The organism is Bradyrhizobium hereditatis (genome assembly GCF_020329435.1).
GTDB lineage: Bacteria > Pseudomonadota > Alphaproteobacteria > Rhizobiales > Xanthobacteraceae > Bradyrhizobium > Bradyrhizobium hereditatis.
The window spans coordinates 427,521-451,983 of the sequence record NZ_JAGKJK010000002.1 but is presented as its reverse complement, the minus strand read 5'-3'; the positions used below and the strand labels follow the sequence as shown (position 1 = coordinate 451,983).

General features: G+C 63.5%; 25 protein-coding genes. 18 read left to right on the top strand and 7 right to left on the bottom strand.

Annotation, left to right across the window (positions count from 1 at the left end):
• Positions 1–53: 53 nt before the first annotated feature.
• From J6524_RS07450 to J6524_RS07440, 3 genes are all read left to right on the top strand, one after another.
• The gene (locus J6524_RS07450; RefSeq protein ID WP_225669726.1) at positions 54–1,613 is read left to right on the top strand and encodes a DUF1800 domain-containing protein; all 1,560 of its coding nucleotides are present in this window, start codon (positions 54–56) and stop codon (positions 1,611–1,613) included.
• A gap of 5 nt (positions 1,614–1,618) precedes the next feature.
• On the top strand, positions 1,619–2,854 hold the full coding sequence (locus J6524_RS07445) for a DUF1501 domain-containing protein (RefSeq protein ID WP_225669725.1): 1,236 nt from the start codon (positions 1,619–1,621) through the stop codon (positions 2,852–2,854).
• Between the two features lie 63 nt (positions 2,855–2,917).
• Positions 2,918–3,280: an endonuclease domain-containing protein gene (locus tag J6524_RS07440; RefSeq protein WP_225669724.1), complete on the top strand. Its 363-nt coding sequence runs from the start codon at positions 2,918–2,920 to the stop codon at positions 3,278–3,280.
• 155 nt (positions 3,281–3,435) lie between these two features.
• Here the strand turns inward: J6524_RS07440 and J6524_RS07435 are convergent, their stop codons facing one another.
• The 3 genes from J6524_RS07435 to J6524_RS07425 all read right to left on the bottom strand — a co-directional run bounded on the left by J6524_RS07435 (position 3,436) and on the right by J6524_RS07425 (position 6,042).
• Positions 3,436–4,374, bottom strand: a complete 939-nt coding sequence (locus J6524_RS07435) for an aldo/keto reductase (RefSeq protein WP_225669723.1) — start codon at positions 4,372–4,374, stop codon at positions 3,436–3,438.
• Positions 4,375–4,644: 270 nt separating this feature from the next.
• Positions 4,645–5,106: a GNAT family N-acetyltransferase gene (locus J6524_RS07430; RefSeq protein WP_225669722.1), complete on the bottom strand. Its 462-nt coding sequence runs from the start codon at positions 5,104–5,106 to the stop codon at positions 4,645–4,647.
• Between the two features lie 123 nt (positions 5,107–5,229).
• Positions 5,230–6,042 carry a PAS-domain containing protein gene (locus J6524_RS07425; RefSeq protein ID WP_225669721.1) on the bottom strand — a complete coding sequence of 271 codons (813 nt, stop codon included), beginning with the start codon at positions 6,040–6,042 and terminating at the stop codon, positions 5,230–5,232.
• A 199-nt stretch (positions 6,043–6,241) separates the two neighbouring features.
• On the opposite strand from J6524_RS07425, the gene J6524_RS07420 reads away from it, so the two are divergent.
• Entirely contained in the window at positions 6,242–6,592 is a 351-nt protein-coding gene (locus tag J6524_RS07420; RefSeq protein ID WP_225669720.1) for a DMT family protein, read from the top strand.
• Between the two features lie 21 nt (positions 6,593–6,613).
• Here the strand turns inward: J6524_RS07420 and J6524_RS07415 are convergent, their stop codons facing one another.
• From J6524_RS07415 to J6524_RS07405, 3 genes are all read right to left on the bottom strand, one after another.
• Entirely contained in the window at positions 6,614–7,768 is a 1,155-nt protein-coding gene (locus J6524_RS07415) for a PQQ-dependent sugar dehydrogenase (protein WP_225669719.1), read from the bottom strand.
• 66 nt (positions 7,769–7,834) lie between these two features.
• Positions 7,835–8,008 carry a hypothetical protein gene (locus tag J6524_RS07410; RefSeq protein ID WP_225669718.1) on the bottom strand — a complete coding sequence of 58 codons (174 nt, stop codon included), beginning with the start codon at positions 8,006–8,008 and terminating at the stop codon, positions 7,835–7,837.
• A gap of 198 nt (positions 8,009–8,206) precedes the next feature.
• Positions 8,207–8,860, bottom strand: coding sequence for a glutathione S-transferase family protein (locus J6524_RS07405; RefSeq protein WP_225669717.1), 654 nt, complete (start codon positions 8,858–8,860; stop codon positions 8,207–8,209).
• A 755-nt stretch (positions 8,861–9,615) separates the two neighbouring features.
• Between J6524_RS07405 and J6524_RS07400 the strand changes: the two genes are divergently transcribed.
• From J6524_RS07400 to J6524_RS07375, 6 genes are all read left to right on the top strand, one after another.
• Positions 9,616–10,818, top strand: a complete 1,203-nt coding sequence (locus J6524_RS07400; protein ID WP_225669716.1) for a pyridoxal phosphate-dependent aminotransferase — start codon at positions 9,616–9,618, stop codon at positions 10,816–10,818.
• Between the two features lie 135 nt (positions 10,819–10,953).
• Positions 10,954–11,472, top strand: coding sequence for a DUF992 domain-containing protein (locus J6524_RS07395; RefSeq protein ID WP_225669715.1), 519 nt, complete (start codon positions 10,954–10,956; stop codon positions 11,470–11,472).
• 274 nt (positions 11,473–11,746) lie between these two features.
• Positions 11,747–12,226, top strand: coding sequence for a DUF992 domain-containing protein (locus J6524_RS07390; RefSeq protein WP_225669714.1), 480 nt, complete (start codon positions 11,747–11,749; stop codon positions 12,224–12,226).
• Between the two features lie 268 nt (positions 12,227–12,494).
• A complete protein-coding gene (locus J6524_RS07385; protein ID WP_225669713.1) occupies positions 12,495–14,543 on the top strand; it encodes an elongation factor G in 2,049 nt (682 codons plus the stop codon).
• An 85-nt stretch (positions 14,544–14,628) separates the two neighbouring features.
• Positions 14,629–15,510, top strand: a complete 882-nt coding sequence (locus tag J6524_RS07380; RefSeq protein WP_249789326.1) for a shikimate dehydrogenase — start codon at positions 14,629–14,631, stop codon at positions 15,508–15,510.
• Positions 15,511–15,629: 119 nt separating this feature from the next.
• A complete protein-coding gene (locus tag J6524_RS07375; protein ID WP_225669711.1) occupies positions 15,630–16,256 on the top strand; it encodes a single stranded DNA-binding domain-containing protein in 627 nt (208 codons plus the stop codon).
• Positions 16,257–16,374: 118 nt separating this feature from the next.
• On the opposite strand, the gene J6524_RS07370 is transcribed toward J6524_RS07375, so the two are convergent.
• Entirely contained in the window at positions 16,375–17,511 is a 1,137-nt protein-coding gene (locus tag J6524_RS07370; protein WP_225669710.1) for an alpha-hydroxy acid oxidase, read from the bottom strand.
• Positions 17,512–17,619: 108 nt separating this feature from the next.
• Between J6524_RS07370 and J6524_RS07365 the strand changes: the two genes are divergently transcribed.
• From J6524_RS07365 to J6524_RS07330, 8 genes are all read left to right on the top strand, one after another.
• Positions 17,620–17,799 (top strand): hypothetical protein, encoded by a 180-nt coding sequence (locus J6524_RS07365; RefSeq protein ID WP_225669709.1) that lies wholly within the window; start codon positions 17,620–17,622, stop codon positions 17,797–17,799.
• 217 nt (positions 17,800–18,016) lie between these two features.
• A complete protein-coding gene (gene glmM, locus J6524_RS07360) occupies positions 18,017–19,363 on the top strand; it encodes a phosphoglucosamine mutase (RefSeq protein WP_225669848.1) in 1,347 nt (448 codons plus the stop codon).
• Positions 19,364–19,509: 146 nt separating this feature from the next.
• Complete coding sequence (locus tag J6524_RS07355; RefSeq protein WP_225669708.1) at positions 19,510–20,766, top strand: MFS transporter; 1,257 nt, start codon at positions 19,510–19,512, stop codon at positions 20,764–20,766.
• Between the two features lie 286 nt (positions 20,767–21,052).
• Entirely contained in the window at positions 21,053–21,880 is an 828-nt protein-coding gene (locus J6524_RS07350; RefSeq protein WP_225669707.1) for an outer membrane protein, read from the top strand.
• A gap of 211 nt (positions 21,881–22,091) precedes the next feature.
• Complete coding sequence (locus J6524_RS07345) at positions 22,092–22,850, top strand: outer membrane protein (protein WP_225669706.1); 759 nt, start codon at positions 22,092–22,094, stop codon at positions 22,848–22,850.
• A gap of 82 nt (positions 22,851–22,932) precedes the next feature.
• Complete coding sequence (locus J6524_RS07340; RefSeq protein ID WP_225669705.1) at positions 22,933–23,523, top strand: glutathione S-transferase family protein; 591 nt, start codon at positions 22,933–22,935, stop codon at positions 23,521–23,523.
• 17 nt (positions 23,524–23,540) lie between these two features.
• Positions 23,541–24,011: a GNAT family N-acetyltransferase gene (locus tag J6524_RS07335; protein WP_225669704.1), complete on the top strand. Its 471-nt coding sequence runs from the start codon at positions 23,541–23,543 to the stop codon at positions 24,009–24,011.
• Between the two features lie 255 nt (positions 24,012–24,266).
• Positions 24,267–24,461 (top strand): hypothetical protein, encoded by a 195-nt coding sequence (locus tag J6524_RS07330; protein ID WP_225669703.1) that lies wholly within the window; start codon positions 24,267–24,269, stop codon positions 24,459–24,461.
• Positions 24,462–24,463 lie beyond the last annotated feature (2 nt).

Here is a 24,463-nt window from a genome sequence, read left to right as displayed (position 1 = left end):
CCCGCGGAACTCCAAGGGAAATCTCACAAGCGAAACCTGACAAGGGAAATCCGATGGCCCGCGATTCGAAAGCAGCCCTTGTTGCGCTCAATCGCTTCGGTTTCGGCGCGCGGGGCGGGGCGTCCGGCGATTTTCTCAATGCAGCGTCCGATCCGCGCGGTTTCGTCAAGGCGGATCTCGCCCGTCGGAGCGGCGTGCTGCTCGAAGTGCCGGGACTGCAGTCGACACCGGCGCTCGGCAAGGCTGTGTTTGACTATCAGTTCGAGATTCAGCGGGCGCGGGAAGCTGCCGGCAAATCGGCTGCGCCGCCGGCGACTCCTGAAGGTGGAGCGCCGCCGGATGCGAAGGCGCAGCGGCGCAATCTTTCGCTCAACAACATCACGATGGAGATGGCGCCGAAGGAGCCGCCCGCCAAGCCGCCGGAAGGCGCGGCGATGGCGCCCGCCGAGACGATGCCATCAAATGCGCCGAAACCATCGCCGCCGCGCGCGGCAGAGCTCAACATTATCCAGAAGACGTTTCGCGCTGAGGCGCTGGCGCGGCTGCAACGGGCGGTCATGGCCGATTGCGGATTTGCCGAGCGGTTGGTGGTGTTCTGGTCCAATCATTTCTGCATCTCCGCCAGCAAGGGCGGGCCGGCGCAGATGTGGGCCGGCTCGTTCGAGCGCGAGGCAATCCGGCCGCATGTGCTGGGACGCTTTGCCGATATGCTCAGGGCGGTCGAGCAGCATCCGGCGATGCTGTTCTTTCTCGACAACCAGCAATCGCTGGGGCCGGACTCGCGCGCTGGCAAGAATCGCAACCGCGGACTGAACGAGAATCTCGCCCGCGAAATCCTCGAACTGCACACGCTTGGCGTCGGCGGCGGCTATTCGCAAGGCGACGTGACGGCGCTGGCGAACGTCATCACGGGGTGGACCTATGCGGGAAGGCTCGGCCAGTTGGGCGCGCCGGGCAGCTTCGTGTTCAACGCCAATGCGCATCAGCCGGGCGCGCAGCAGGTGCTGGGAAAGATCTACGACGCGGCCGACGTGACGCAGGGCGAGGCGGTGCTGGCGGATCTCGCGCGTCATCCGTCGACCGCAAGATTCATCGCCGGCAAGTTCGCACGTCATTTCGTGGCCGACGATCCGCCGCCTTCATTGGTGGCGCGGCTTGCGGATGTCTTTACCAAAACCGATGGCGACCTCAAGGCGCTGGCGATGGCGCTGGTGGATTCCGACGAAGCCTGGCAAGCGCCGCTCGCCAAGATACGCTCGCCGTATGAATTCCTGATCGCGGCCGGCCGCCTGCTGGCGCAGATTCCGAATAATCCCAGCCCCTATCTCAGCGGCCTGAGAACACTGGGCCAGCCACTATGGTCGCCGGCCGGGCCGAACGGTTTCCCCGATACCAACGGCGCATGGCTGGCGCCGGAAGGGATCAAGCTGCGCCTCGACATCGCGACGCAGATCGCATCGAGGATTCCCGAAGGCGTCGATCCGCGCGACCTGCTCGAAATCGCAGCGGCCGATACGGCGTCAGTGGAAACACGGCGCACCATTGAACGCGCGGAATCGCGGCAGCAGGCGCTCGCGCTGCTACTGATGTCGCCGGAGTTCCAGAGGAGATGACACCAATGGAAACGACAACGGATTGCTGCGAAGATATGCGATCTTTGGTGACGTCGCGGCGTGCCGTGCTGCTCGGCGGCGCGTCCTTTGCGGCATGGGCTTACTTGCCGAAATTCGCGCGCGCTGCCGACGGCCGCGATCCGCGCCTCGTGGTCATCATCCTGCGCGGCGCGCTGGACGGGCTTGCGACGGTCGCGCCGATCGGTGACCCCGATTATGCCGGCCTGCACGGGGCGATCGCGCTGTCTGCGAGCGGACCGAATGCGGCGTTGCCGCTCGACAATTTCTTTTCGCTGCATCCGGCGATGCCGGAATTCGCGCGGATGTGTCGCGAGAAGACAGCGGCGGTGATCCATGCAGTAGCGACGCCCTATCGCGACCGTTCACATTTCGATGGACAGGACGTGCTCGAAAGCGGCTTTGCCGGACCCGGCCGGGTGCAATCCGGCTGGCTCAACCGCGCGCTGGAAGGCCTGCCGAAGGGCGAGCGGGTGACGAGCGGACTTGCGGTCGGGCCGACGACGCCGCTGGTGCTGCGCGGCGCGGCGCCGACTGTCGGCTGGGCGCCGCTTGCGGTGCCGCAGGCGAGCGAGGATACCGCGATGCGGCTCCTCGAACTCTATTCTTACCGCGATGCCGCGCTGGGCGCGGCGCTCAAGCAGGGCCTCGCGCTCGACAAGATGGCGCAAGGCGACGACATGAAACCGAAGCCCGGAGCCAACGGGCCGGCCGCGATGCGCCTGGTGGCGCGCGGCGCCGCGCGGCTGATGGCGGCCGACAACGGCCCGCGGATCGGCGCGCTCGCCTTCGACGGCTGGGACACGCATGCCAATGAAGGCGGCCCGGTCGGCCGGCTCGCGCAACTGCTTGGCGGGCTCGACGGCGCGCTCGCCGAATTCCAGACCGCGATGGGGCCGCGCTGGCGCGATACGGTGATCGTGGTCGCCACCGAATTCGGCCGCACCGCGCGCATCAACGGCACGCAGGGTACCGATCATGGCACCGGCACAGTCGCGCTGCTCGCCGGTGGCGCGGTGAAAGGCGGCCGCGTGATCGCAGATTGGCCCGGGCTGAAACCGGACAATCTCTACCAGGGCCGCGATCTTGCGCCGACTACAGATCTGCGCGCGGTGATGAAGGGCGTGCTGAAGGACCAGTTCGGGCTCGCCGACAAGGTGCTGGCGGAGAGCGTGTTCCCGGACAGTGCCGCGGTGAAGCCGATGCAGGGGTTGGTATCTTAACCTCTTCCCGCACTATGCGGGGAGAGGTCGCCGCGCTATTGCGCGGCGGGTGAGGGCAGGGCAATGCGTGGCCGCAATGAAAAGACCATCCGAATCGCAAGACAATTGCGCGTCAATCAAACAGACGCGGAAACTGTCCTCTGGAATCGTATCCGCAACCGGCAGATCGACGGGCACAAGTTTGCACGGCAAGTGCCGATCAGCGGCTACATCTGCGACTTCGTTTGCCGCGAGCTTGATTTGGTCGTCGAGGTCGATGGCGGGCAGCATAATGAATCAGCAGCGGATGCGGCGCGCGACCGTCGTTTGATGGAGCAAGGTTACAAGGTGCTTCGGTTCTGGAACAACGATGTCCTCGAGAATATCGAAGGTGTGCTGAGGGTCCTTCACGCGGAGCTTTCAGATCGAGCCGCTCGTTCCCCTTAACCTCGCCCCGCTTGCGGGGAGAGGTCGGATCGCTCTTGCGAGCCGGGTGAGGGGGTACAGGTCTCACCGCGTTCACAGCTTGCGGAGGCAGCCCCTCACCCCAACCCTCTCCCCGTGAAGAACGGGGAGAGGGAGCGGAGAGGCCGTGCGCACCCTCACCTCGTCATCCGATCGACCTCCGCCATCTCCTCCGCGCTCAGCGTCCAGCTGATCGCTTTCACGTTCTGCTCGACCTGTTCGACGCGGGTGGCGCCGGCGATGATGCTTGCGACTTGCGGGCGCTGGGCGAGCCAGGAGAAGGCGAGTTCGAGCAGGGTATGACCGCGCTCCAACGCAAACGCCTGAAGCTTTTCGACGATGTCCTCGTTACGCGTCGTGGCGTAGCGGTCCTTCAGCGCCGGTGCCTTGGCGAAGCGGGTGTCGGCGGGGGCGGCGACGCCGCGCTTGTATTTTCCGGTCAGGAGACCGCTGGCCAGCGGGAAGAACGGCAACAGGCCGAGCTTGTATTCCTGGGCTGCCGGCAAGAGGTCCTTCTCGATATCGCGCACCACGAGGCTGTATTCATCCTGACAGGAGATGAAGCGGCCCACATTCATCTGCCGTGCCAGCATTTCGGCTTCGGCAATGCGCCACGCCGGAAAGTTCGAATTGCCGATGTAGCGGACCTTGCCCTGGCGGACGAGATCGTCGAGCGCGCGCAGCGTCTCTTCCATCGGCGTCAAGGGATCGTACTCATGCTGCTGATAGAGATCGATGTAATCGGTCTTCAGCCGCTTCAGGCTGGCTTCGACCGCGGACATGATGTAGCGGCGCGAGGCGCCCTGCTTGGTGCCGTCGGTTGCCATCGGCTTGGCATATTTCGTGGCCAGCACGATGTCCTTGCGACGATCGCCGAGCACGTTGCCCAGCACGGTCTCGGAGCCGCCCATGCCGGCATAGATGTCGGCGGTGTCGAACAGGGTGATGCCGAGGTCGATCGCCTTGTGAATGACCTTGCGCGAAGTCTCGAGGTCGGTGCGCTGGCCAAAATTGTTGCAGCCGAGGCCGACGGCGGAAACACGCAGGCCGGAGCCGCCGAGGTTGCGAATTTGCATGGATCGATCCTGTGGGAAGGGCGCGAGAGGGCCGGCATTTTGGCTCGCACGGCGCCAGGTCGCAAGAAGCGGGACGATCGGTGCGCGCTTGGCAGCTATGCGGCCAAAAAGATGCGGCCCCGGCCAGACGCGGCGACTGACGGGGACCGCTGGGGGCGCGTGATCTGAGACGGGGGGCCTGATCAAACGCAGGCGGAGGCTAGCCCCGTATTGTTACGCGCGCGTGACGCCTGAACTTATCCACAGATCGGACGGCCGTAGTCGCAGGCGTCACAGCATCTTGCGATAGACGACAAACCCCGAGCGCTCCGCCACCTTGTCGTAGAGCTGCATCGCGGTGTGATTGGTCTCGTGGGTCTGCCAATAGACGCGGGAGCATCCTGCAAGCTTCGCCTGTTCGTACACGCCGTTGATCAGCGCGCGGCCGACGCCCTTGCCGCGCGCCGTGGCACTGGTGAAGAGGTCCTGCAAATAGCAGTTCGGCTCGATCATGGTCGTAGAGCGGTGAAACAGGTAATGCGTTAGCCCGAGCAGCTCGCCGCCGCTCTCGGCGACAAGCGCGTGCATCGGCTCGTAGGCGTCGAAGAATCGCGCCCACGTCATCGCGGTGATCTCGCTTGCCAGCGCGGTCGGACCCGAGCGGCCGTAGAAGGCGTTGTAACCGTCCCACAGCGGAAGCCATTGCGCATAGTCCTGGCGGGTGACGAAGCGGATGGTGAGGTCGCCGGGCATTGCGGGATTTCCGTTGTGGTGAGGGAAGGCGAGGAGTTGCGTCTGTCCATTAATACAGACGCATTAGCAGGGGATCAACTTTTGGAGAGGGAGCGAGAGAGCCGTGGCCTCTATACCGCGCCGCTATTCCGCGGCGCCGAGATGGCGGGCGAGGCTGCGGTGGGTGCCGCGCAGCGCGCGATAATAGTCGGCGCTGCCGGGATCGTCGGAGTGGCGGACGAGATCGGTGACCGGCGTGTAGCTCAGCATGCGTCCGCCATCGGGCAGCGCCGTGCAGATGAAGCGGAGCACCTCTCCGCCGGCCAAGTTGAGGTTGATCGGCGTGGAATCGCCGGCCCGGATCATTTCGGTGCGCTTGGCGATGAAGGTGCTGAGCTCGTCCTCGGGCAGTTGCCAGGCGCCGGTGTCGCGGCCGTGATACATCAGCGCGATGAAGGGCGGCTTGCTGTCGGCCTGCTCGTCCGACAGCTTGAAATAATCGCGGAAGGCGCGGTTGATGAATTCGGCGCGGGTGTCGGAATCGAGCAGCACGATGCCGATATCGACCTGATCGAGCGCGGCCGATAGTCGTTCCGCGGTCGCGTGATGCTTCTTCTCCCAGGCGAGCGTATCAACCCATTTTTGCCGCAGCAGCCCGGTGATCAGCGCGGTGGCGCCGGCGGTGGCCGCCAGCAGCAGCATGCGCGCCAGATCCGACATGTCGTAGCCGGGCGTGGCGCGGTGGGTGAGGAAGAACAGCGCGGAAGAGGCTACCGCAATCACAGCGCTCGCCATGCCGGAGGCGATGCCGCTGATGGAAGCGGCAAGCGCAACGATGCAGACGAATAGCGGTGCGGGATTGGGAAGAGGAAAAAGATGCCGATCGACCAGGAAGGCGACCAGCGCCGTCGCTGTCGTGAGAGCCGGACCGGAGATTGCGCGCCAGTTTAACTGCATGCCCGTTCTCGCCACTTGCCGGGAATAAGGCTCAAGCATGCCCGATTGTTGCGATTGTGCACGCCTTTTTGCCGCCAGTCTTAAGGGAGTGTTGTGCGGATGTTTCGGGCTTTCGCAAAATTGAAACCAAATGATATCGAGTGAGGACCGCGATGCGTTACTCAACGATTAGCGCACGCCATCTTGCAAGAGGACATTGATGCCCACTGTTTCGCCTACGCTGCTGCCGGTCCTGATGCTGTTCGCCTCCAACATCTTCATGACCTTTGCCTGGTATGGCCATTTGAAATTCAAGGAAAGCTCGCTGCCGGTCGTCGTGCTGACGAGCTGGGGAATTGCCTTTATTGAATACTGGCTGGCGGTGCCGGCCAACCGGTGGGGCAGCGCGGTGTACTCGGCTGCACAGCTCAAGACCATGCAGGAAGTGATCACACTGGTGGTGTTCGCTTGCTTCTCTGCGCTTTATCTGAAGGAGCCGCTGGGGTGGAATCACGCGCTCGGCTTTCTCTTCATCGCGATCGGCGCGTTCCTGATCTTTCACAAATGGTGAGCGCTCTTGTTCAGATCATCGTCATTTCGTCGCCGGCGCTACCCGCAATACCCGACCGTTGGAGCTGTCTGACAATAGCCACAGCGCGCCGTCCGGCCCCTGGCGGACGTCCCTGATCCGCTCGTGCAGGTTCTGCAGCAGGCGTTCTTCCGCTGTCACCGTATTGCCGTTCAACGTCAGCCGCACCAGCAGCGCGCTGCGCAGCGCGCCGGTGAACAGGCTGCCGTTCCATTTTGGAAACAGCTTGCCGGTATAGAACGCCATGCCTGACGGTGCGATGGACGGCACCCAGTATTTCAACGGCTGCTCCATGCCGTCTTTGGCTGTCGCGTTGTGGATTTTCGCGCCGGAATAATCGACGCCATAGCCGATCACCGGCCAGCCGTAATTCTTGCCTTTGCCGGCGATATTGACCTCGTCTCCGCCGCGCGGGCCGTGCTCGATCTCCCAGGGCTCGCCGGTCGTCGGATGGATTGCAAGCGCCTGCACGTTGCGGTGCCCGTAACTCCAGATCTCCGGCTTGGCGTCGGCGCGACCGGCAAACGGATTGCCCGATGGTACCGATCCGTCGGGCGCGATCCGGACGATCTTGCCGAGGTGATTGCCGAGGTTTTGTGCCTGGTCGCGGTAGGTGAAGTGATCGCCGAGCGCCACGAACAGATTGCCGTCGTCGGCCTGCGCGATGCGACAGCCGTAATGATTGCCTGACGACAGGGGTCCCTGTTGACGGAAGATAACTTTGACCTCGTCGAGCCTGCCGCCATCGAGTTTGGCGCGCGCGACCGTGGTGCGTCCGCCGCCCTCGGTCCGCTCGGCATAACAGAAATAGATGGTCCTGTTCTGCGCAAAGGCTTTGTCAGTGACCACGTCGAGCAGGCCGCCCTGGCCCGACGCCCAGACCTCGGGCACGCCCTTGAGCGGTGCCGAAACCTGTCCTTCCACCGAAACGATGCGCATGCGGCCGGGACGCTCGGTCACCAGCATCGTTCCGTCAGGCAGAAATGCCAGCGCCCAGGGATTGACGAGGCCCCGCGCGATGGTCCGGACCTCGAGCTCGCCTGCCGAGGAGTCGAACGCCGGCTGCTCGCCGCGGGTGCCGGTGGCGATCAGGAACGAGAGGGCAAGCAGGATCGCTACCGTCAACGCGGCGGTCACAAGGCCGACAGGTGTCTTCATCCTGGTCCACATCGCGATGCCACTCATCGCGCGTTGGCTAATGATGCAAACAAAAGGCCGCTGATGTCACGGAATGGGCATCGCGACGGTGGCCTTGATCGACAGCACCGTCAAGGTGACCACGAGGCAAAGCGACAGCGTGCCGATCGCGAGCGAGGTGGCGATGGCACCAAGCAGTCTGGAAGATGCAACGGGCGCACGATTGCCTTCGAAGCCAACCGTGCCGGGTGACCGTATCATTGGTCCAAATCCTTGTAACGCGGGCCGAATCACCCGCGTGTCAGGAAAACGTTGCAATCATCACCGGCAACATTGCGGCGACCCGACGTTGAAAATGGCCAAATCACGGCAATGGTTAACGTTATACCCGCTATTGTTAACTTTTAGCGGCATGCTCGCGGGAAAGTGAGCGGGCCGTTCGTCAGGCGCGGCACCGGATTACGCCCCGGCGGCGACGCCCGCCTGGTCGTCGTCCACGGTCTCCGGCCGCCAGTCCATGGTCACAAAGCCGGGAGTTTGCTCGACCCGCCGCAGCCAGGCGCGGATGGCGGGAAAGGTTGCGAGGTCGTAGTCGCAGCGGTCGGCGACATGGGTGTAGCCATACAGCGCGATATCGGCGACCGTCAGTTGCCCCGCGGCGAAATAGGCGCGGGTCTTGAGATGATTTTCCATCACCTGAAGCGCCGCATAGCCGCGCTCCATCCAGTCCTCCAGCGCGTGCGTCTGCAGGTCGCGGCCACCCTTGACCAGTGACAGCCAGAAATAGGCGGCGCCGATGTTGGGCTCGAGCGCGTGCTGCTCGAAGAACATCCATTGCAGGGCTTCGGCGCGCTCGACCCGCGACTCCGGGGCCAGCGACGTGCCGCCGCAGACATACCAGAGGATGGCATTGGACTCGGCGAGGTAGCGTCCCTCGGCGACTTCCAAGAGCGGCACCTGTCCGCTCGGGTTCTTCGCCAGAAACTCCGGCGTGCGGCTTTCGCCGCGGAGAATGTCGACTTCGATCGCCTCATAGGGCGCGTTGAGCAGCGCCAGCGCAAGGCGGACCTTGTAGCTGTTGCCGGAGCGCTGCATCGAATAGAGCTTGTACATCGTGTTGGCTTCACTCCGGTCGTGGGGCGCACGTGGTGGGCAGATGGCGCAAAGGCTCTCGCGCCGCAACGCGGCTAAACAATGATGCCGATACGAATGCGTCGCAAGGCCCGCACAATGGAAAAAGTCGAAAACCTCTACTGCACTGCACGCGCGCAGCATGACTTGCTACGACGCGGGAGTCACGTGGTCGAGAGTGGATGGGCCGGCATGCTCAAGCCTTCGCGATGAAACTGCTGTGCCGCATCGGGTGATGATGCGGGATCTACTGTGGGCCCGGCTCTGCAGCGCACCGCCATAGCGCGTCGAAGACGCGCGTGAACGTGCTTGTGGCGCTGCGCAGCGTCCGGGGAACGGGGACCAGTTGACCCGAGAGCCTTCCGTGTCCCGGACGCGATGCGGCACGCAGTGACGCGGCGCAGAGCCGGGACCCATGATTGCCGCGAGACAGCCTGACGTTGAGTGCGGTATCCGCCCCTGGCAGGCGGGGGAGGATGCCCCCAGCTTGCCGTAGAAAGCACCCGCGCGCGGAGCGCCAGCCGCGGCTTGTCAGATATGAGCCAATCGCCGGCGGAACTTTGCGAATATTGCGCTGACATTGCTCCGATCGCACCGAGCATGCGCCGGGTGCGCCAAAGTTTTACCCGTATTCGGCCAAGCTTCTTGCGGTGCAGCGCCCAGCGCCTTAGGGTACGGCGTTCCCATCAAAAAGAATCGTGAATTTCAGCGCTCACGACGTTTGCCAGGAGATGATGATGCCCTTCCTGTCTGCCTCGCTCGCCCGTGTGAAGCCGTCCGCGACTATCGCGGTCACGGATAAAGCACGCGCGCTGAAAGCGGCGGGACGCAACGTCATCGGCCTCGGCGCCGGCGAGCCGGATTTCGATACGCCGGCCAACATCAAGCTGGCGGCGATCCGCGCCATCGAAGCCGGCAAGACCAAGTACACCGATGTCGGCGGCATTCCCGAGCTGAAGGAAGCGATCATCGCCAAGTTTCAGCGCGAGAACGGCCTGACCTACAAGCCGAACCAGATCATCGTCGGCACCGGCGGCAAGCAGGTGCTCTACAACGCACTGATGGCGACGCTTAACCCCGGCGATGAGGTCATCATCCCGGCGCCGTACTGGGTGAGCTATCCCGAGATGGTGGCGCTCGCCGGCGGCGAGTCGGTGCCGGTGGTGTGCCCGGCATCGAGCGGCTTCAAGCTGCGCCCCGAGGATCTGGAAAAGGCGATCACGCCGAAGACAAAATGGATCATCCTGTGCTCGCCGTCGAACCCGACCGGCGCCGCTTACACGCGCAGCGAATTGAAGGCGATCACCGACGTGCTGGTGAAGCATCCGCATGTCTGGGTAATGACCGACGATATGTACGAGCATCTCGTCTACGACGACTTCCAGTTTGCAACGCCCGCGCAGGTCGAACCGAAACTGTACGAGCGCACGCTGACGGTGAACGGCGTCTCGAAGGCCTATTGCATGACCGGCTGGCGCATCGGCTATGCCGGCGGCCCGGCCGAATTGATCAAGGCGATGGCGACGATCCAGTCGCAGTCGACCTCGAACCCGTCCTCGATCGCGCAGTGGGCTTCGGTGGAGGCGTTGAACGGTCCGCAGGACTTCATCCCGGTGCACAACAAGGTGTTCAAGGAGCGGCGCGACCTCGTGGTGTCGATGCTCAACCAGGCCAAGGGCATCGAGTGTCCGCGGCCGGAGGGCGCGTTCTATGTCTATCCATCCTGCGCCGGCACCATCGGCAAGACCTCGCCGTCCGGCAAGGTGATCGCCAATGATGAGGACTTCGTCACCGAACTGCTCGAGAGCGAAGGCGTAGCCGTCGTGCAGGGTTCGGCGTTCGGGCTTGGCCCGGCGTTCCGGATTTCCTACGCGACCAAGACCTCGGACCTCGAGGACGCCTGCAAGCGTATCCAGCGCTTTTGCGGGAATTTGAAATAAGTCAAATCACATCGCGCGTGAAATTCAGCGCGATGTTTTGACGGCTTCTTGAGGAAGCGCCATGTTTTCGACATAGCGCTTCCATCCTGTCCGCTCCGCTAAATCTGTTCATCAACATCGCGGAGACTGGGACACATGCGATTCCTGACATTGACATTCGCCACGCTCGCGCTGCTTGCGCCGGTTGCAAGCGCTGACGCGGCGCCCGCGGTTCGCGCCGGCATCTTGCAATGCCAGGGCGGGCAGAACGTCGGCTTCGTGGTCGGCTCGGTGACGAGCCTCGAATGCGTGTTCCGCAGCGAAGGCCGCCGGCCCGAACCTTATATCGCCAGGGTGCAGCGCATCGGTCTCGATCTCGGCATCACCGAGCAGACCCAATTGTCCTGGGCCGTGAATGCGCCAACGAGCCGGCTCGGCCGCGGCGAACTCGCCGGCAGCTATGGCGGCGTTGGCGCCAACGCATCGATCGGCATCGGTGGCGGTGGCAACTTCCTGGTCGGTGGTCCCGCCAATGCCTACGCGCTGCAGCCGATCAGCCTGCAGGGACAGACCGGGCTGAATGTTACCGCCGGCATCGCCGGCTTAGAGCTGCAGCCGTTCTACGGCAACGGCCCGCGCCGCCACGGCCACCGCAGGCATCACCGCCGCGGCTGACGGTGACACGCTAAGGAAGAGGCCCCGCGTAAGCGGGCCTTTTTTTGTTGGTAGCCACTGTCATTCCGGGGCGCACGAAGCGCGAACCCGGGATCTAGAGGTCATTTCACTCGATCCAGATTCCGGGGTCGATGCTGCGCATCGCCCCGGAATGACGTAGCAGCGCAAATTCTGGAACTGCCCGATACGTTGTGGCATAGAACGGGCGAGCGGCGCGGTCACGGCCTTGTTGTTATTCTCTGCCCGCATCACAGTTTCAGCCGGAGATTACTTCATGCGTTCTCTCACCTTTGCCGCGGTCGCGCTCGCCACGCTGGCTTCGTCAATCGGCGGCGCCGGCGCGCAGCAGGGGCAGCGCGTGCAGGTGGGCGTGCTGGAGTGCCGCGGCGGCGCCAGCGTTGGCTTCATCGTCGGTTCCGTCACCAATCTCGGCTGCGTGCTGCGCGCCGACGGGATGCCGGAGGATCGCTACATCGCCACCATCCGCAAGGTCGGACTTGATCTCGGCATCACCCAGGAATCCGCGCTGGCCTGGGCCGTGTTCGCACCGGTCGCGCAACTCGGGCCCGGCGGCCTTTCCGGCGACTATGTCGGCGCGCAGGGTAGCGCGACGCTAGGTGTCGGCGTCGGCGGCAACGTGCTGGTCGGCGGCTCCGCCAATTCGATCGCGTTGCAACCCTTGAGCGTGCAGGGTCAGGTTGGCGTCAGCATTGCTGCCGGATTGCAAGCCCTGGAACTGCGGCCGGGACGTTAACTTTCGTCATCCTCCGCTGTCATTGTGATCCAACGGGTCGGCGCGAAGCGCCGCCCGATGACAGGCTCCGCGAAGCAATCCACGTCTCCGCAAGGGGATAGATGGATTGCTTCGTCGCTTCGCTCCTCGCAATGACGGCAATATGGATGCCTTAACTTCACCCCGCACCGCAGCGAATTTTTCTCGCTTGCCAAATCGTCCGGACAGGCGGAGCATCAGAGGTCGCCGACCCAATCATGGGCCGAGCTCCAAAGATAAGGAGGCGGCAATGGGACAAGACGTCAGAAGTCCCCGTGGTCCACGGTGCATCGCGCTGGTGGGCCCTTTCCAAAGCGGTAAGACCACACTTTTGGAAGCGATACTGGCGCGAACGGGCGCCATTAAAAATGCCGGCAGCGTCGATGCCGGAACCTCCGTGGGCGATGCCACCCCCGAGGCGCGCCATCACAAAATGGGGGTAGGCTTAAGCGCCCCCACCACCACCTTCATGGGCGATAGTTACACCTTTATCGATTGTCCCGGCTCGGTCGAGTTCGCGCATGATATGCGCGCCGCGTTGCCCGCGGTCGACGCCGCGGTCGTGGTCTGCGAGGCGGACGAGAAGAAGCTGCCGCAACTGCAGATCATCCTGCGCGAGCTGGAGGATCTCGGTATTCCGCGTTTTCTGTTTTTGAACAAAATTGATCGCGCCAACAAGCGCATCCGCGAGACGTTGGCGACGTTGCAGCCGGCCTCGCGCGTGCCGCTGGTGCTGCGGCAGATTCCGATCTGGAACGGCGAGTTGATCGAAGGCTTTGTCGATCTCGCGCTCGAACGCGCCTTTGTTTACCGCGAGCACAAGCCGTCGGAAGTCATTGCGCTGGAAGGCGGCAATCTCGACCGCGAGAAGGAAGCGCGCTTCTCGATGCTAGAGAAGCTCGCCGACCATGACGACGCGCTGATGGAGCAACTTCTCGAAGACATCCAGCCGCCGCGCGATGCGGTATTTGACGATCTCGCCCGCGAATTGCGCGAAGGCCTGATCTGCCCAGTGCTGCTCGGCTCAGCCGCGCGTGAGAACGGCGTGCTGCGGCTGATGAAGGCGCTGCGCCACGAATCGCCGGGCGTCGCCGAGACGGCAAAGCGTCTCGGCGCATCGTCGGAGAAGGACGCGCTGGCCTACGTGTTCAAGACGGTGCATCTGCAGCACGGCGGCAAGCTGTCGCTGGTGCGGATGCTCGCCGGCCATCTCGATGACGGTGCTACGCTGCAATCTTCTTCCGGCGAATCCGGACGCGTGTCCGGCATTCTCGCCGTCAACGGCGCGTATGACACCAAGCGGCCTTCGGCCGAGGCCGGCGAGACCATCGCGCTCGGCAAGCTCGACGCCATCAAGACCGGCGACACGCTGTCCGGCGGCAAGACCGCGCCGCCCGCGCTGGTGCAGGTGACGCCGGCACCGCCGGTGCTCGCCATGTCCGTCTCGGCGACGGACCGCAAGGATGACGTCAAGCTCGGCCAGGCGCTGCTCAGGCTGAACGAAGAGGATCCGTCGTTGACGATGATCCAGAATCCGCGCACCCACGACACCGTGTTGTGGGGGCAGGGCGAGATGCATCTGCGTGTCGCGCTCGAGCGCCTGCGCGATCGTTTCGGCGTCAACGTCAAATCGCAGCCGCCGGCGATCGGCTATCAGGAGACCATCCGCAAATCGATCACCCAGCGCGGGCGCCACAAGAAGCAGTCCGGCGGCCACGGCCAGTTCGGCGACGTGGTGCTGGAAATCAAACCGCTGCCGCGCGGCTCAGGTTTCGAGTTCCACGAAACCGTGGTCGGCGGTGCGGTGCCGCGCAACTATATCGGCGCGGTGGAAGAGGGCGTGGTCGACGGCCTCGCCAAGGGACCGCTCGGCTTCCCCGTGATCGATGTGCAGGTGACGCTGACGGACGGCTCCTATCACAGCGTCGACTCCTCCGATCTCGCCTTCCGCACGGCGGCGCGGATCGGCATGAGCGAAGGATTGCCGCAGTGCCAGCCGGTGCTGCTGGAGCCGATCCACATGGTGGAGATCGTCTGCCCGACCGACGCCACGGCGAAGATCAACGCCATCCTGTCGGCGCGGCGCGGCCAGATCCTGGGCTTCGACACCCGCGAGGGCTGGCCGGGCTGGGACTGCGTCCGCGCCACCATGCCGGAGGCGGAGATCGGCGACCTGATCGTCGAACTGCGCTCGGCCACCGCCGGCGCCGGCAGCTTTACGCGCACCTTCGACCGCATGGCTGAGGTCACGGGCCGCGCCGCCGACCAGATCATCGCCGCGCATCGCGTCGCGGCGTAGCTCCCGGCAGTATCGCTACGGCCTGATCGGCCGCGGTGACCTGTGTTTGGCTTGACATGCCTCCACGGAAGATAAATTGATCGTCATGGCCGGGTTTATCCCGGCCATCGACGTCTTTGAGGAGGTTGTTGTCGTGACGAAACCCCGCGCCGCCTGCCTGATCGGATGGCCGGCCGCGCATTCGCGCTCGCCGTTGATCCATCATTACTGGCTGCGCACGCTCGGCATCGAGGGCGGTTATGTCATCGAGGCGGTGCCGCCGGACGAGTTCAAGGATTTCATCTTCCGCCTGTCGCTGCGCGGCTTTGTCGGCGCCAATGTCACCATTCCGCACAAGGAGCGGGCGCTTTCGCTGTCGAAGCCGGATGAGCGCGCCCGCGCGGTCGGTGCGGCCAATACGCTGTGGTTCGCCGACGGCGAATTGTGCTCGACCAACACCGACGTCGAAGGCTTCATCAACAATCTCGACGCCTGCGCACAGGGATGGGACAAATGCGAGGAAGCGCTGGTGCTCGGCGCCGGCGGCTCGTCGCGCGCGGTGCTGTTCGGCCTGCTTGAGCGCGGCATCAAGCGCGTACATCTTGCCAACCGCACCATGGCGCGCGCGCAGGCGCTGGCGGATCAGTTTGGTCCGAGCATTGTGCCCGTGGCATGGGAGACGATCGGTGATCTCCTGCCTCGTGCCGGCCTCCTGGTGAACACGACATCGCTCGGCATGAGGGGCCAGCCGCCGCTGCAAGTCGACGTGGCGCTGTTGCCGCCAGAAGCCGTCGTCGCCGATCTCGTTTACGTGCCGCTCGACACGCCGTTGCTGACGGCTGCGCGCGAGCGTGGCTTGAAGACAGCCGATGGGCTCGGCATGCTCTTGCATCAGGCGGTACGCGGCTTCGAATTGTGGTTCGGCCGGCGTCCCGAGGTGACGGCGGAGCTTCGCGCGCTCGTAGAAGCCGATCTCGCGAATAGCTGATCGCTCCCGCGAGGCGGCCGATCACGCCTTGATGATCGGCCGCCGATGCGCGGCATGGAATAGGCATCTTCTCCCGGGGTTTGCGTAAAGCTGGGCGCCGAAACACCGGGAGGAATACCATGCCGAAATCTTCTTCATGGCTGCGCCTGCTCGCGGCCACGCTGGGCCTTGCCACTCTGTTTGCGATGGAAGCCTCGGCCCAGCAGCCGCCGACGGTCCGCATTCGCGGCACCATCGAAGCCGTCGACGGGCCCATGCTGTCGATCAAGTCGCGCGAGGGCACTGACATGAAGGTGAGGATGACTGACAACGTCGCCGTCTTCGCCGTCGTGAAGACCGAACTGTCAGAAATCAAGGAAGGCTCCTATATCGGCGTCACCGGCATGCCGGAACCTGACGGCACGCAGCGGGCCGTCGCGGTGCATATCTTCCCCGAAAACCAGCGCGGCGCCGCCGAAGGCTTTCGGCCGTGGGACGCGCGGCCGAACTCGACCATGACCAACGCCACCGTTGCCCAGACGGTGAAGGGTACCGAGGGCCAGAACATCCTGGTCAAATACAAGGACGGCGAAAAGAAAGTCGTGGTGCCGCCGGATACGCCCGTTGTCACCTTCGTCGCCGGCGACAAGTCCGAACTGAAGCCGGGCGCGAAGATCATCATCTTCGGCGCGGTGAAGAAAGACGACGGCACGCTGGAAGCCAACCGCGTCAATGTCGGCCGTGACGGAATTACGCCGCCGATGTGACGCGCTGCTTACCCTCTCCCGTTGCGTGCAATGCTAGCCGTGAAGTCCACCCCCCTGGAGAGCCCCTCCAGGGGAGGGCGAAAGGAAAGCCTCGCCTCTCCGGGACGACGGATGAGGGCTAAACCGCCAGCACGTTGTCGTCGATTTCGGCAATCGTGTTGACGCCGCACAGGCCCATGGTGGTGAGCATTTCCTTGGCGAGGATGTCGATCGCCTTGGCGACGCCGGCCTGGCCGGCCGCGCCGAGCCCATAGGCGTAGGCGCGGCCGATCATGCAGGATTTGGCGCCGAGCGCGAGCGCGCGTACCACGTCCATGCCGGTGCGGATGCCGCCGTCGAACATGATTTCCATCTGCGAGCCGACGTTATCGACGATCTCAGGCAGCACCTCGATCGACGACGGCGCGCCGTCGAGCTGGCGGCCGCCATGGTTGGAGACGACGATCGCCTGCGCGCCGGTCTTGGCGGCGATCTCGGCATCCTCGACGTCGAGAATGCCTTTGAGGATCAGCTTGCCTGGCCAGATCGAGCGGATCCAGTCGATGTCCTTCCAGTTCAGCGTGGTGTCGAACTGCGAGTTGATCCAGGTCGACAGCGAGGTGATGTCCTCGCTCACCTTCAGATGGCCGGCGAGATTGCCGAAGGTGCGGCGCTTGCCGCGCAGCACGCCGGAGACCCAGGCCGGCTTGGTCGCGAAATCGATCAGCTTGGCGAGCGACCATTCCGGCGGCACGGTCATGCCGTTCTTGATGTCCTGGTGGCGCTGGCCGATCACCTGCAGGTCGACAGTCAACACCAGCGCCGAGCATTTCGCCGCGATGGCGCGCTCGATCAGGGCCTTGATGAAGCCGCGGTCCTTCATGACGTAGAGCTGGAACCAGAACGGCTTGTCGACAGCGGCGGCGATGTCCTCGATCGAGCAAATCGACATCGTGCTCTGGGTGAAGGGAATGCCGGCCGCCTGCGCCGCGCGGCAGGCGAGAATTTCGCCGTCGCCGTGCTGCATGCCGAGCAGGCCGACGGGAGCCAGGATCAGCGGCATCGCGGCGGGCTCGCCGAGGATGGTGGTGGAGAGATCGCGCTTGGAGACGTCGACCAGGACGCGCTGGCGGAACTTGATCTGCTGCAAATCCTCGGAATTGGCGCGCAGCGTGTCCTCGGTATAGGAGCCGCGATCGGCGTAGTCGAAAAACGCCTTGGGAACCCTGCGCTTGTGCAACTGGCGCAGATCCTCAATGCAGGTGATGTGCTTCATGGACGTCGCGGCCCCTTCTTGAATTTCGCAACCGTGCCGTCATCTAGCATGGTTGGGTGGCCAGCCAAATCGCATCTCGCGAGGCGCATCCCGAGGGGAGGACATCCCATGACCGGACGGCGCACCGCTGCATCCGATAAAGCTAGTTCGGCCGCTTCCGAGGAAAAGCGACGGCTTGACGATGCCCTGGAGGAGGGGCTGGAGGAGACCTTTCCGGCGTCCGATCCGGTCAATGTCACGCAGCCGCCGCCTTCGAAGGGCGACCATTACGTCAAGCGGCGGAACTAGCGGGCGGGAGCGGCCGCCGCCGTTCTAGGGAAATGTCCACTCATACCAAATGGTTAGGTGACAACCGCGGCCGCTTCTGGCCGTAATGATTCATCATATTTTTTGAAGCCATCTTGGCGGCCGAGAGACTATAACCACGCTGCACGCTACGATGGGTGGGTGTTCGGGGATTCGTGGCCATGTGGCCTGAAGAAGACCTGGAATGGCTGGGGGTTATATGAGCCGCAAATATTTCGGTACCGACGGAATTCGGGGCCGCGCCAATGGTTTGATTACGCCGGAGCTCGCGCTCAAGGTGGGGCAGGCGGCCGGCCTGGTGTTCCATCGCGGCGATCATCGCCACCGCGTCGTGATCGGCAAGGACACGCGGCTCTCCGGCTACATGATCGAATACGCCATGGTGGCCGGCTTCACCTCGGTCGGCATGGATGTGCTGCTGCTCGGCCCGATGCCGACGCCGGCGGTCGCGATGCTGACCAAGTCGATGCGCGCCGATCTCGGCGTCATGATTTCGGCCTCGCATAATCTGTTCGAGGACAACGGCATCAAACTGTTCGGCCCGCAGGGCTTCAAGCTTTCCGACGAAGTCGAAATGCAGATCGAGCAGCTGCTCGACGAGCCGATCGAGCGCCGCCTGGCGCAGAGCGCCAGCCTCGGCCGCGCCCGCCGCATCGACGGCGTCCACGACCGCTACATTGAATTTGCCAAGCGCACGCTGCCGCGCGAGCTGTCGCTCGACGGCCTGCGCGTTGTGATCGATTGCGCGCACGGCGCCGCCTACAAGGTGGTGCCGGAAGCGCTGTGGGAATTGGGTGCTGATGTCATCGCGATCGGCGTCGAACCCGACGGCTTCAACATCAACAAGGAATGCGGCTCGACCTCGCCGGAGATGCTTGCCAAGAAGGTGCGCGAGATGCGCGCCGATATCGGAATTGCGCTCGACGGCGACGCCGATCGCGTCATCCTGGTTGATGAGCGCGGCCATGTCGTCGACGGCGACCAGTTGCTCGCCGTGATCGCGCAGAGCTGGAACGAAGAAGGCCGTCTTGCCAAGCCCGGCATCGTCACCACCGTGATGTCCAACCTCGGGCTCGAGCGTTTTCTTCAGGGGCAGGGCCTCGGCATGGTGCGCACGCCGGTCGGCGACCGCTATGTGCTCGAGCAGATGCTCGCGCAGGGCTACAATCTCGGCGGCGAACCCTCCGGCCATATCATTCTCTCCGATTACGCCACGACGGGCGACGGTTTCGTAGCCGCGCTGCAGGTGCTGGCCGTGGTGCAGAAACTGCGGCGTCCGGTCTCTGAAGTTTGCCACCGCTTCGATCCGCTGCCGCAGATCCTGAAGAACGTGCGCTATCGCAGCGGCAAGCCGCTCGACAATGCCGAGGTGAAGTCGGCGATATCAGACGGCGAGAACCGCCTGAACGGTCACGGCCGCCTTCTGGTCCGTTCGTCCGGCACCGAACCCGTGATCCGCGTGATGGGCGAGGGCGACGATCGCGATCTGGTCGAGGAAGTCGTCGACCAGATCGTCAACGCGCTTGGTCACGCCGCGGCGGCATAAGCGCGATTTATCCTGACGACGCAGAACTGCTGATCGGCGGTGCGCAGTAGCGCATCGCAGCCATCGGCCATTGATGCTGGTCGCAACGGCGCGTGCGGCGTAGAAAGCAGCATTGCCTGCTGCGAATGCTTTTTGGGAATCCGCCGTTGAACAAGCCCGTCATCGTGCCGGAAGAAACAGAGACCGCGCCGGTGGTGGTGGCGGACGTCAGCATGGCCGCCAAGACGGCCGCCGCGGGGCCGGCCTATGTCGTGCTCGCCGGAATTAGCTTCTCGCATTTTCTCAACGACACCATGCAGTCGTTGATCGCCTCGGTCTATCCGATCCTGAAGGATGCTTACGCGCTCGACTACGCGCAGATCGGAATGATCACACTGGCGTTCCAGTTCACGGCGTCGCTGCTGCAGCCGGTGGTCGGGCACTTCACCGACAAGAAGGCGCAGCCGTTCTCGCTGGCGATTGGCATGGGCTTCACCGTCGTCGGCCTCCTGCTGCTCAGCGTCGCGCATCTCTATCCGATCATCCTGATCGCGGCGGCGCTGGTCGGGCTTGGCTCTGCCGTATTTCATCCGGAATCGGCGCGGATCGCGCGGCTTGCGTCCGGCGGCCGCTACGGCATGGCGCAATCGGTGTTTCAACTCGGCGGCAGTTTCGGCACTTCGATGGGGCCGGTGCTGGCGGCGCTGATCGTGGTGCCGTTCGGACAGCCGTCGATCGCCTGGTTCTCGTCGATCGCGTTTCTGGCGATCGTGATCCTGTGGCGCATTGGCGTCTGGTACAAGCCGCAGATCGCTACGAAGAAATCGGCTGCGGTGGAACGGCATCCGGGCCTGCCGGATTCCCGGCGCGTCAAAATCGCACTCGCGGTCTTGGTGGCACTGCTGTTCTCGAAACAGCTCTACGTGTCGAGCCTGTCGAGCTATTACATCTTCTATCTGATCGACAAGTTTCAGGTGTCGACGCAGGCAGCCCAGCTCTACCTCTTCCTGTTTCTCGCCGCCAATGCGGCGGGCGCATTCTTCGGCGGGCCGCTCGGCGATCGCTTCGGGCGCAAATACGTCATCTGGTTCTCGATAGCAGGCGCGCTGCCGTTCACGCTGGCGCTGCCCTACGTCGGCCTCGTCGGCAGCGCCGTGCTGACGGTGTTCATCGGCCTGATCATTTCCTCGGCGACGTCCTCGATCATCGTGTTCGCGCAGGAATTGATGCCGCATCGCTTCGGCATGATCTCGGGCGTGTTCTTTGGCGTCGCGTTCGGCATCGGCGGACTTGGCGCAGCCGTGCTCGGCAAGCTCGCCGACCATACCGGCATTGCGTTCGTCTATCACCTCTGCGCGTTCCTGCCGGCGCTCGGTCTGCTCGCAGTCTTCCTGCCGAAGATTCGGCCGGCGAGTAGCGAATAGGGAGTGGCGAGTAGCGCACAAGAAACGAGGTGCTTCTCCACTCGCTATTCGCCACTCGCTCTTCATCAACACATCGTTAGGACGTATGGCGGCGTCCGCTGATTTATCATGTGTTGCGAATGCATTTCGACTCGCGCCGAAAACGGCATCGCGAAAAAAGTCAGAGATTGTCAACCTTAAAAATTAGGGTTAAGCGCCGCTTAAGCATTTAATGCGATCGTCCGTCCGTGAGTTTTTGAAGTGGGGCCCGTTTGCAGTCAGCCTCACCGGACAAAGGACGAAGCCAATGCGTAGCGTTAAGTCTTTCATTGCCGCCGGTGCGGCCACTTTGTTGTCCTCGGCAGCGTTTGCTGCCGACATGGCCATTGCGCCTCCTCCATATGCGCCGGCTCCGGTAGTCGAGGATTTCGGCGGCTGGTATCTGCGCGGCGACATCGGCTTCTCCAATCAGCGCGTCGACCGTCTGAACAACGCGCTCGATGCCACGCTTACGTCGTCGGTGCAGAATAACAACTTCAACACCGCCGGCATCTTCGGCCTCGGCGTCGGTTACAAGTTCAACAACTGGTTCCGCGCCGACGTCACCGGTGAGTACCGCGGCAATTCACAGTTCTTCGGCACCGACCGCATCACCTATGTCGGCGGCGTCGGCACCGATACCTATCACGCCACCAAGAACGAGTGGGTCGTTCTTGCCAACGCCTATGTCGATCTCGGCACCTGGTGGTGCATCACGCCGTTCATCGGCGCCGGCGTCGGCGGCGCGCGAGTTGCGATCAACGGATTCACCGATCAGAGCATTGCCAACAATGGCGGCGGTGCGCTGCCGGGTCTCGCCTATGGCGACAGCTTCGCGCAGTGGAATTTCGCCTGGGCCGTGCATGCCGGTCTCGCCTACAAGGTCACGCCGAACTTCACCGTCGAACTCGCCTATCGCTATCTCGATATGGGTGACGGCATGACCGGCGATCTCCGCACCTTCGATGGCACCAACAACATCAATAACCCGATGACCTTCAAGAACATCACCTCGCACGACCTGAAGCTCGGCGTGCGCTGGGATCTGACCAGCCCGCAGGTCTATGCGCCGCCGCCGCTGGTGCGCAAAGGTTAATTGCGACTTCCATTCGTTAACGGTTGCCGAACGGCGCGGGGTCTCCCGCGCCGTTTGCTTTTCGCAAGCGATGCACGAGCCGCGCGGCTCGCGGAAAAATGTTGCCGGCTTTTAGGCAAGATTGCGTCCAATCGGTGCACGCGACAACGATTGGTTAAGGTTAACAGGCGATGATCAACGCAAGTTCAGGGTGTGCTGATGGAGCGTTGCGATGCGTCGATTCTTGGCTGTGGCGTTGGTGTGTGGAGCTGTGACCGGCGCGCAAGCCGCCGACATGCCGTTTCTCCGCGGCAGTGTCACCGAAGGCCTGAGCAGCGCCCCGGTCAACTGGCAGGGCTTCTATGTCGGTGGCCAGGTGAGCTACGGCTCGGTTACCTCCAAGGTGGCGTCCGGTGCCAACAGCGATCTGCAATCGACTTTCATTCCGCCGGCCGGCGTTAGCTACCTCTGGCAGCCGCTGCCCAACGCCCACGACAGCCGCACCGGCTTCGGCGGCTTTTTCGGCTACAACACGCAATGGGATGACGTGGTTCTCGGCGTGGAAGGGAATTACATCCATGACGGATTCCGCTCGATTTCGGAATCGGTCGGGATACGCTATGAGCCCGATTTGGTCACGGTGCGGAGCATGACTCATTCCACTGCGGTCGTGAAACTCTCCGACTTCGGATCGCTGCGTATCCGCGGTGGATACGTGATGGGATGCTTTCTGCCTTATGCGTTTGTCGGCACCGGCTTCGGCAGCCAGACGGTTGATCGCACCGTGTCGGCGGGCCCGCCGCCGGTGATGACGCCGGTCGACTCGGCCAGCAAGACGAAGCTGGTCTACGGCTACAGCGCAGGCGCAGGCGTCGATGTGATGCTGGTCGCCGGTCTCTTCATGCGCGCCGAATACGAATATCGGCGGGTGACGTCGGATATCGAATCCAACATCAACACCGTCCGCCTCGGCCTCGGCTACAAGTTCTGATCCTGCCGCGGCGCCCCGATGCGGGGCGCCGTTGACAGATTGGCCGCCGCCTGTTGCACTGTCGCCGGAACGAGGGCGGCACATGAAAGTCTACGGCGACACCAATTCCGGCAATTGTCTGAAGGTGAAGTGGGTGTGCGATCATCTCGCGCTGCCCTACACCTGGATCGCGATCGATACCCTCAAGGGCGAGACGCGGACCGCGGAATTTCTCAAGCTCAACAGCGCCGGTCAGGTGCCGACGATCGAGCTCGATGACGGCCGCACGCTGGCGCAGTCCAATGCGATCATCCGCTATCTTGCCCGTGGCTCCAGCCTGATCCCTTCGGATGCGTTTGCGCAGGCGAAGATGGACGAGTGGCTGTTCTGGGAACAGTACAGCCACGAGCCCTATATCGCGGTGTGCCGCTTCCAGATGTTCTATCTGAAGAAGCCGGCTTCCGACCTCGATCCCGAGAAGGTCAGGCGCGGCTATGCGGCGCTGGCACGGGTGGAGCACCAGCTCGCCATCACGCCGTTTCTGGCTGGCGGCGCGATCACGCTCGCCGACATATCGCTTTTGGCCTATACGCGCGTGGCGCATGAGGGCGGCTTCGATCTCGGTGACTATGCCGCGGTTCGCCGCTGGATCGGCGAGAGCGAAAAATTCCTTGGGCTGCCGCCGGCGCGCTGACTTCACCGGAATGCATCATGGCTGATACTGCGAAGGCCACCATCCGCCGCGCGCGCCGCGAGGACATCGGCGCCATCATCGCCATGCTGGCAGACGATCCGCTTGGCGGGCCGCGCGAGCGGATCGAAGATCCGCTGCCGCAACGCTATTTCGCGGCGTTCGAGAGGATCGAGCGCGACCCGAATATCCAGCTTGTCGTTGCCGAGGACGGCGAGGGCGCCGTGGTCGGATGCCTGCAGCTCTGCGTTCTGCCGGGCCTGAGCTCGCAGGGCGCCTCGCGCGGCCTGATCGAGGATGTCCGCGTCGCCAGCCATTGCCGCAGCCGGGGCATCGGCGAGCAGTTAGTGCAGTGGGCGGTCGCAGAAGCGCGGGCGAACGGATGCAAGCTCGTCGAACTACTGACGCATCATACCCGTGTCGATGCGCAGCGATTTTACGAGCGATTGGGCTTTGCGCGCAATCATGTCGGCATGACGTTGCGCTTTTGATCGCCGTAGCGTTTTCGAGCGAAGCCTGCCCTCGGCTTGACCCATGGGTGGAAACCGGTTTCGGTAAAGGAAACGCGTCGGAATAAAGTCACCAACAGCGGTTGAAGCGACTTTGCGACAAAACCTTCAGGTAGTCGTCGCTGCACTATCCGGTTAACAACCGATAAACTACGCGTGCGTCCGTGATTTTACGGACAGGAACGTCTCCGCTATTCCGGCGTCTCCCTCGGGGCTTGGGCAGCTTGGGGATTTCCGATGAAGAAATATTCGATTGTCCGGGTCGGAAGTGAATATGTCGTACAGGCTGGCGAGGCCAGGGTTTTGAAGGTCTCGAGCCGACGGGAAGCCGCCAAACTGGTCACCGATGCCGCCGTATTGCTGCAGCAGGAGCCGGCGCGTGACGCGGACGAGGGCGCATCAATCGGGCGTGATACGCCCGAAGTTTCTTGACG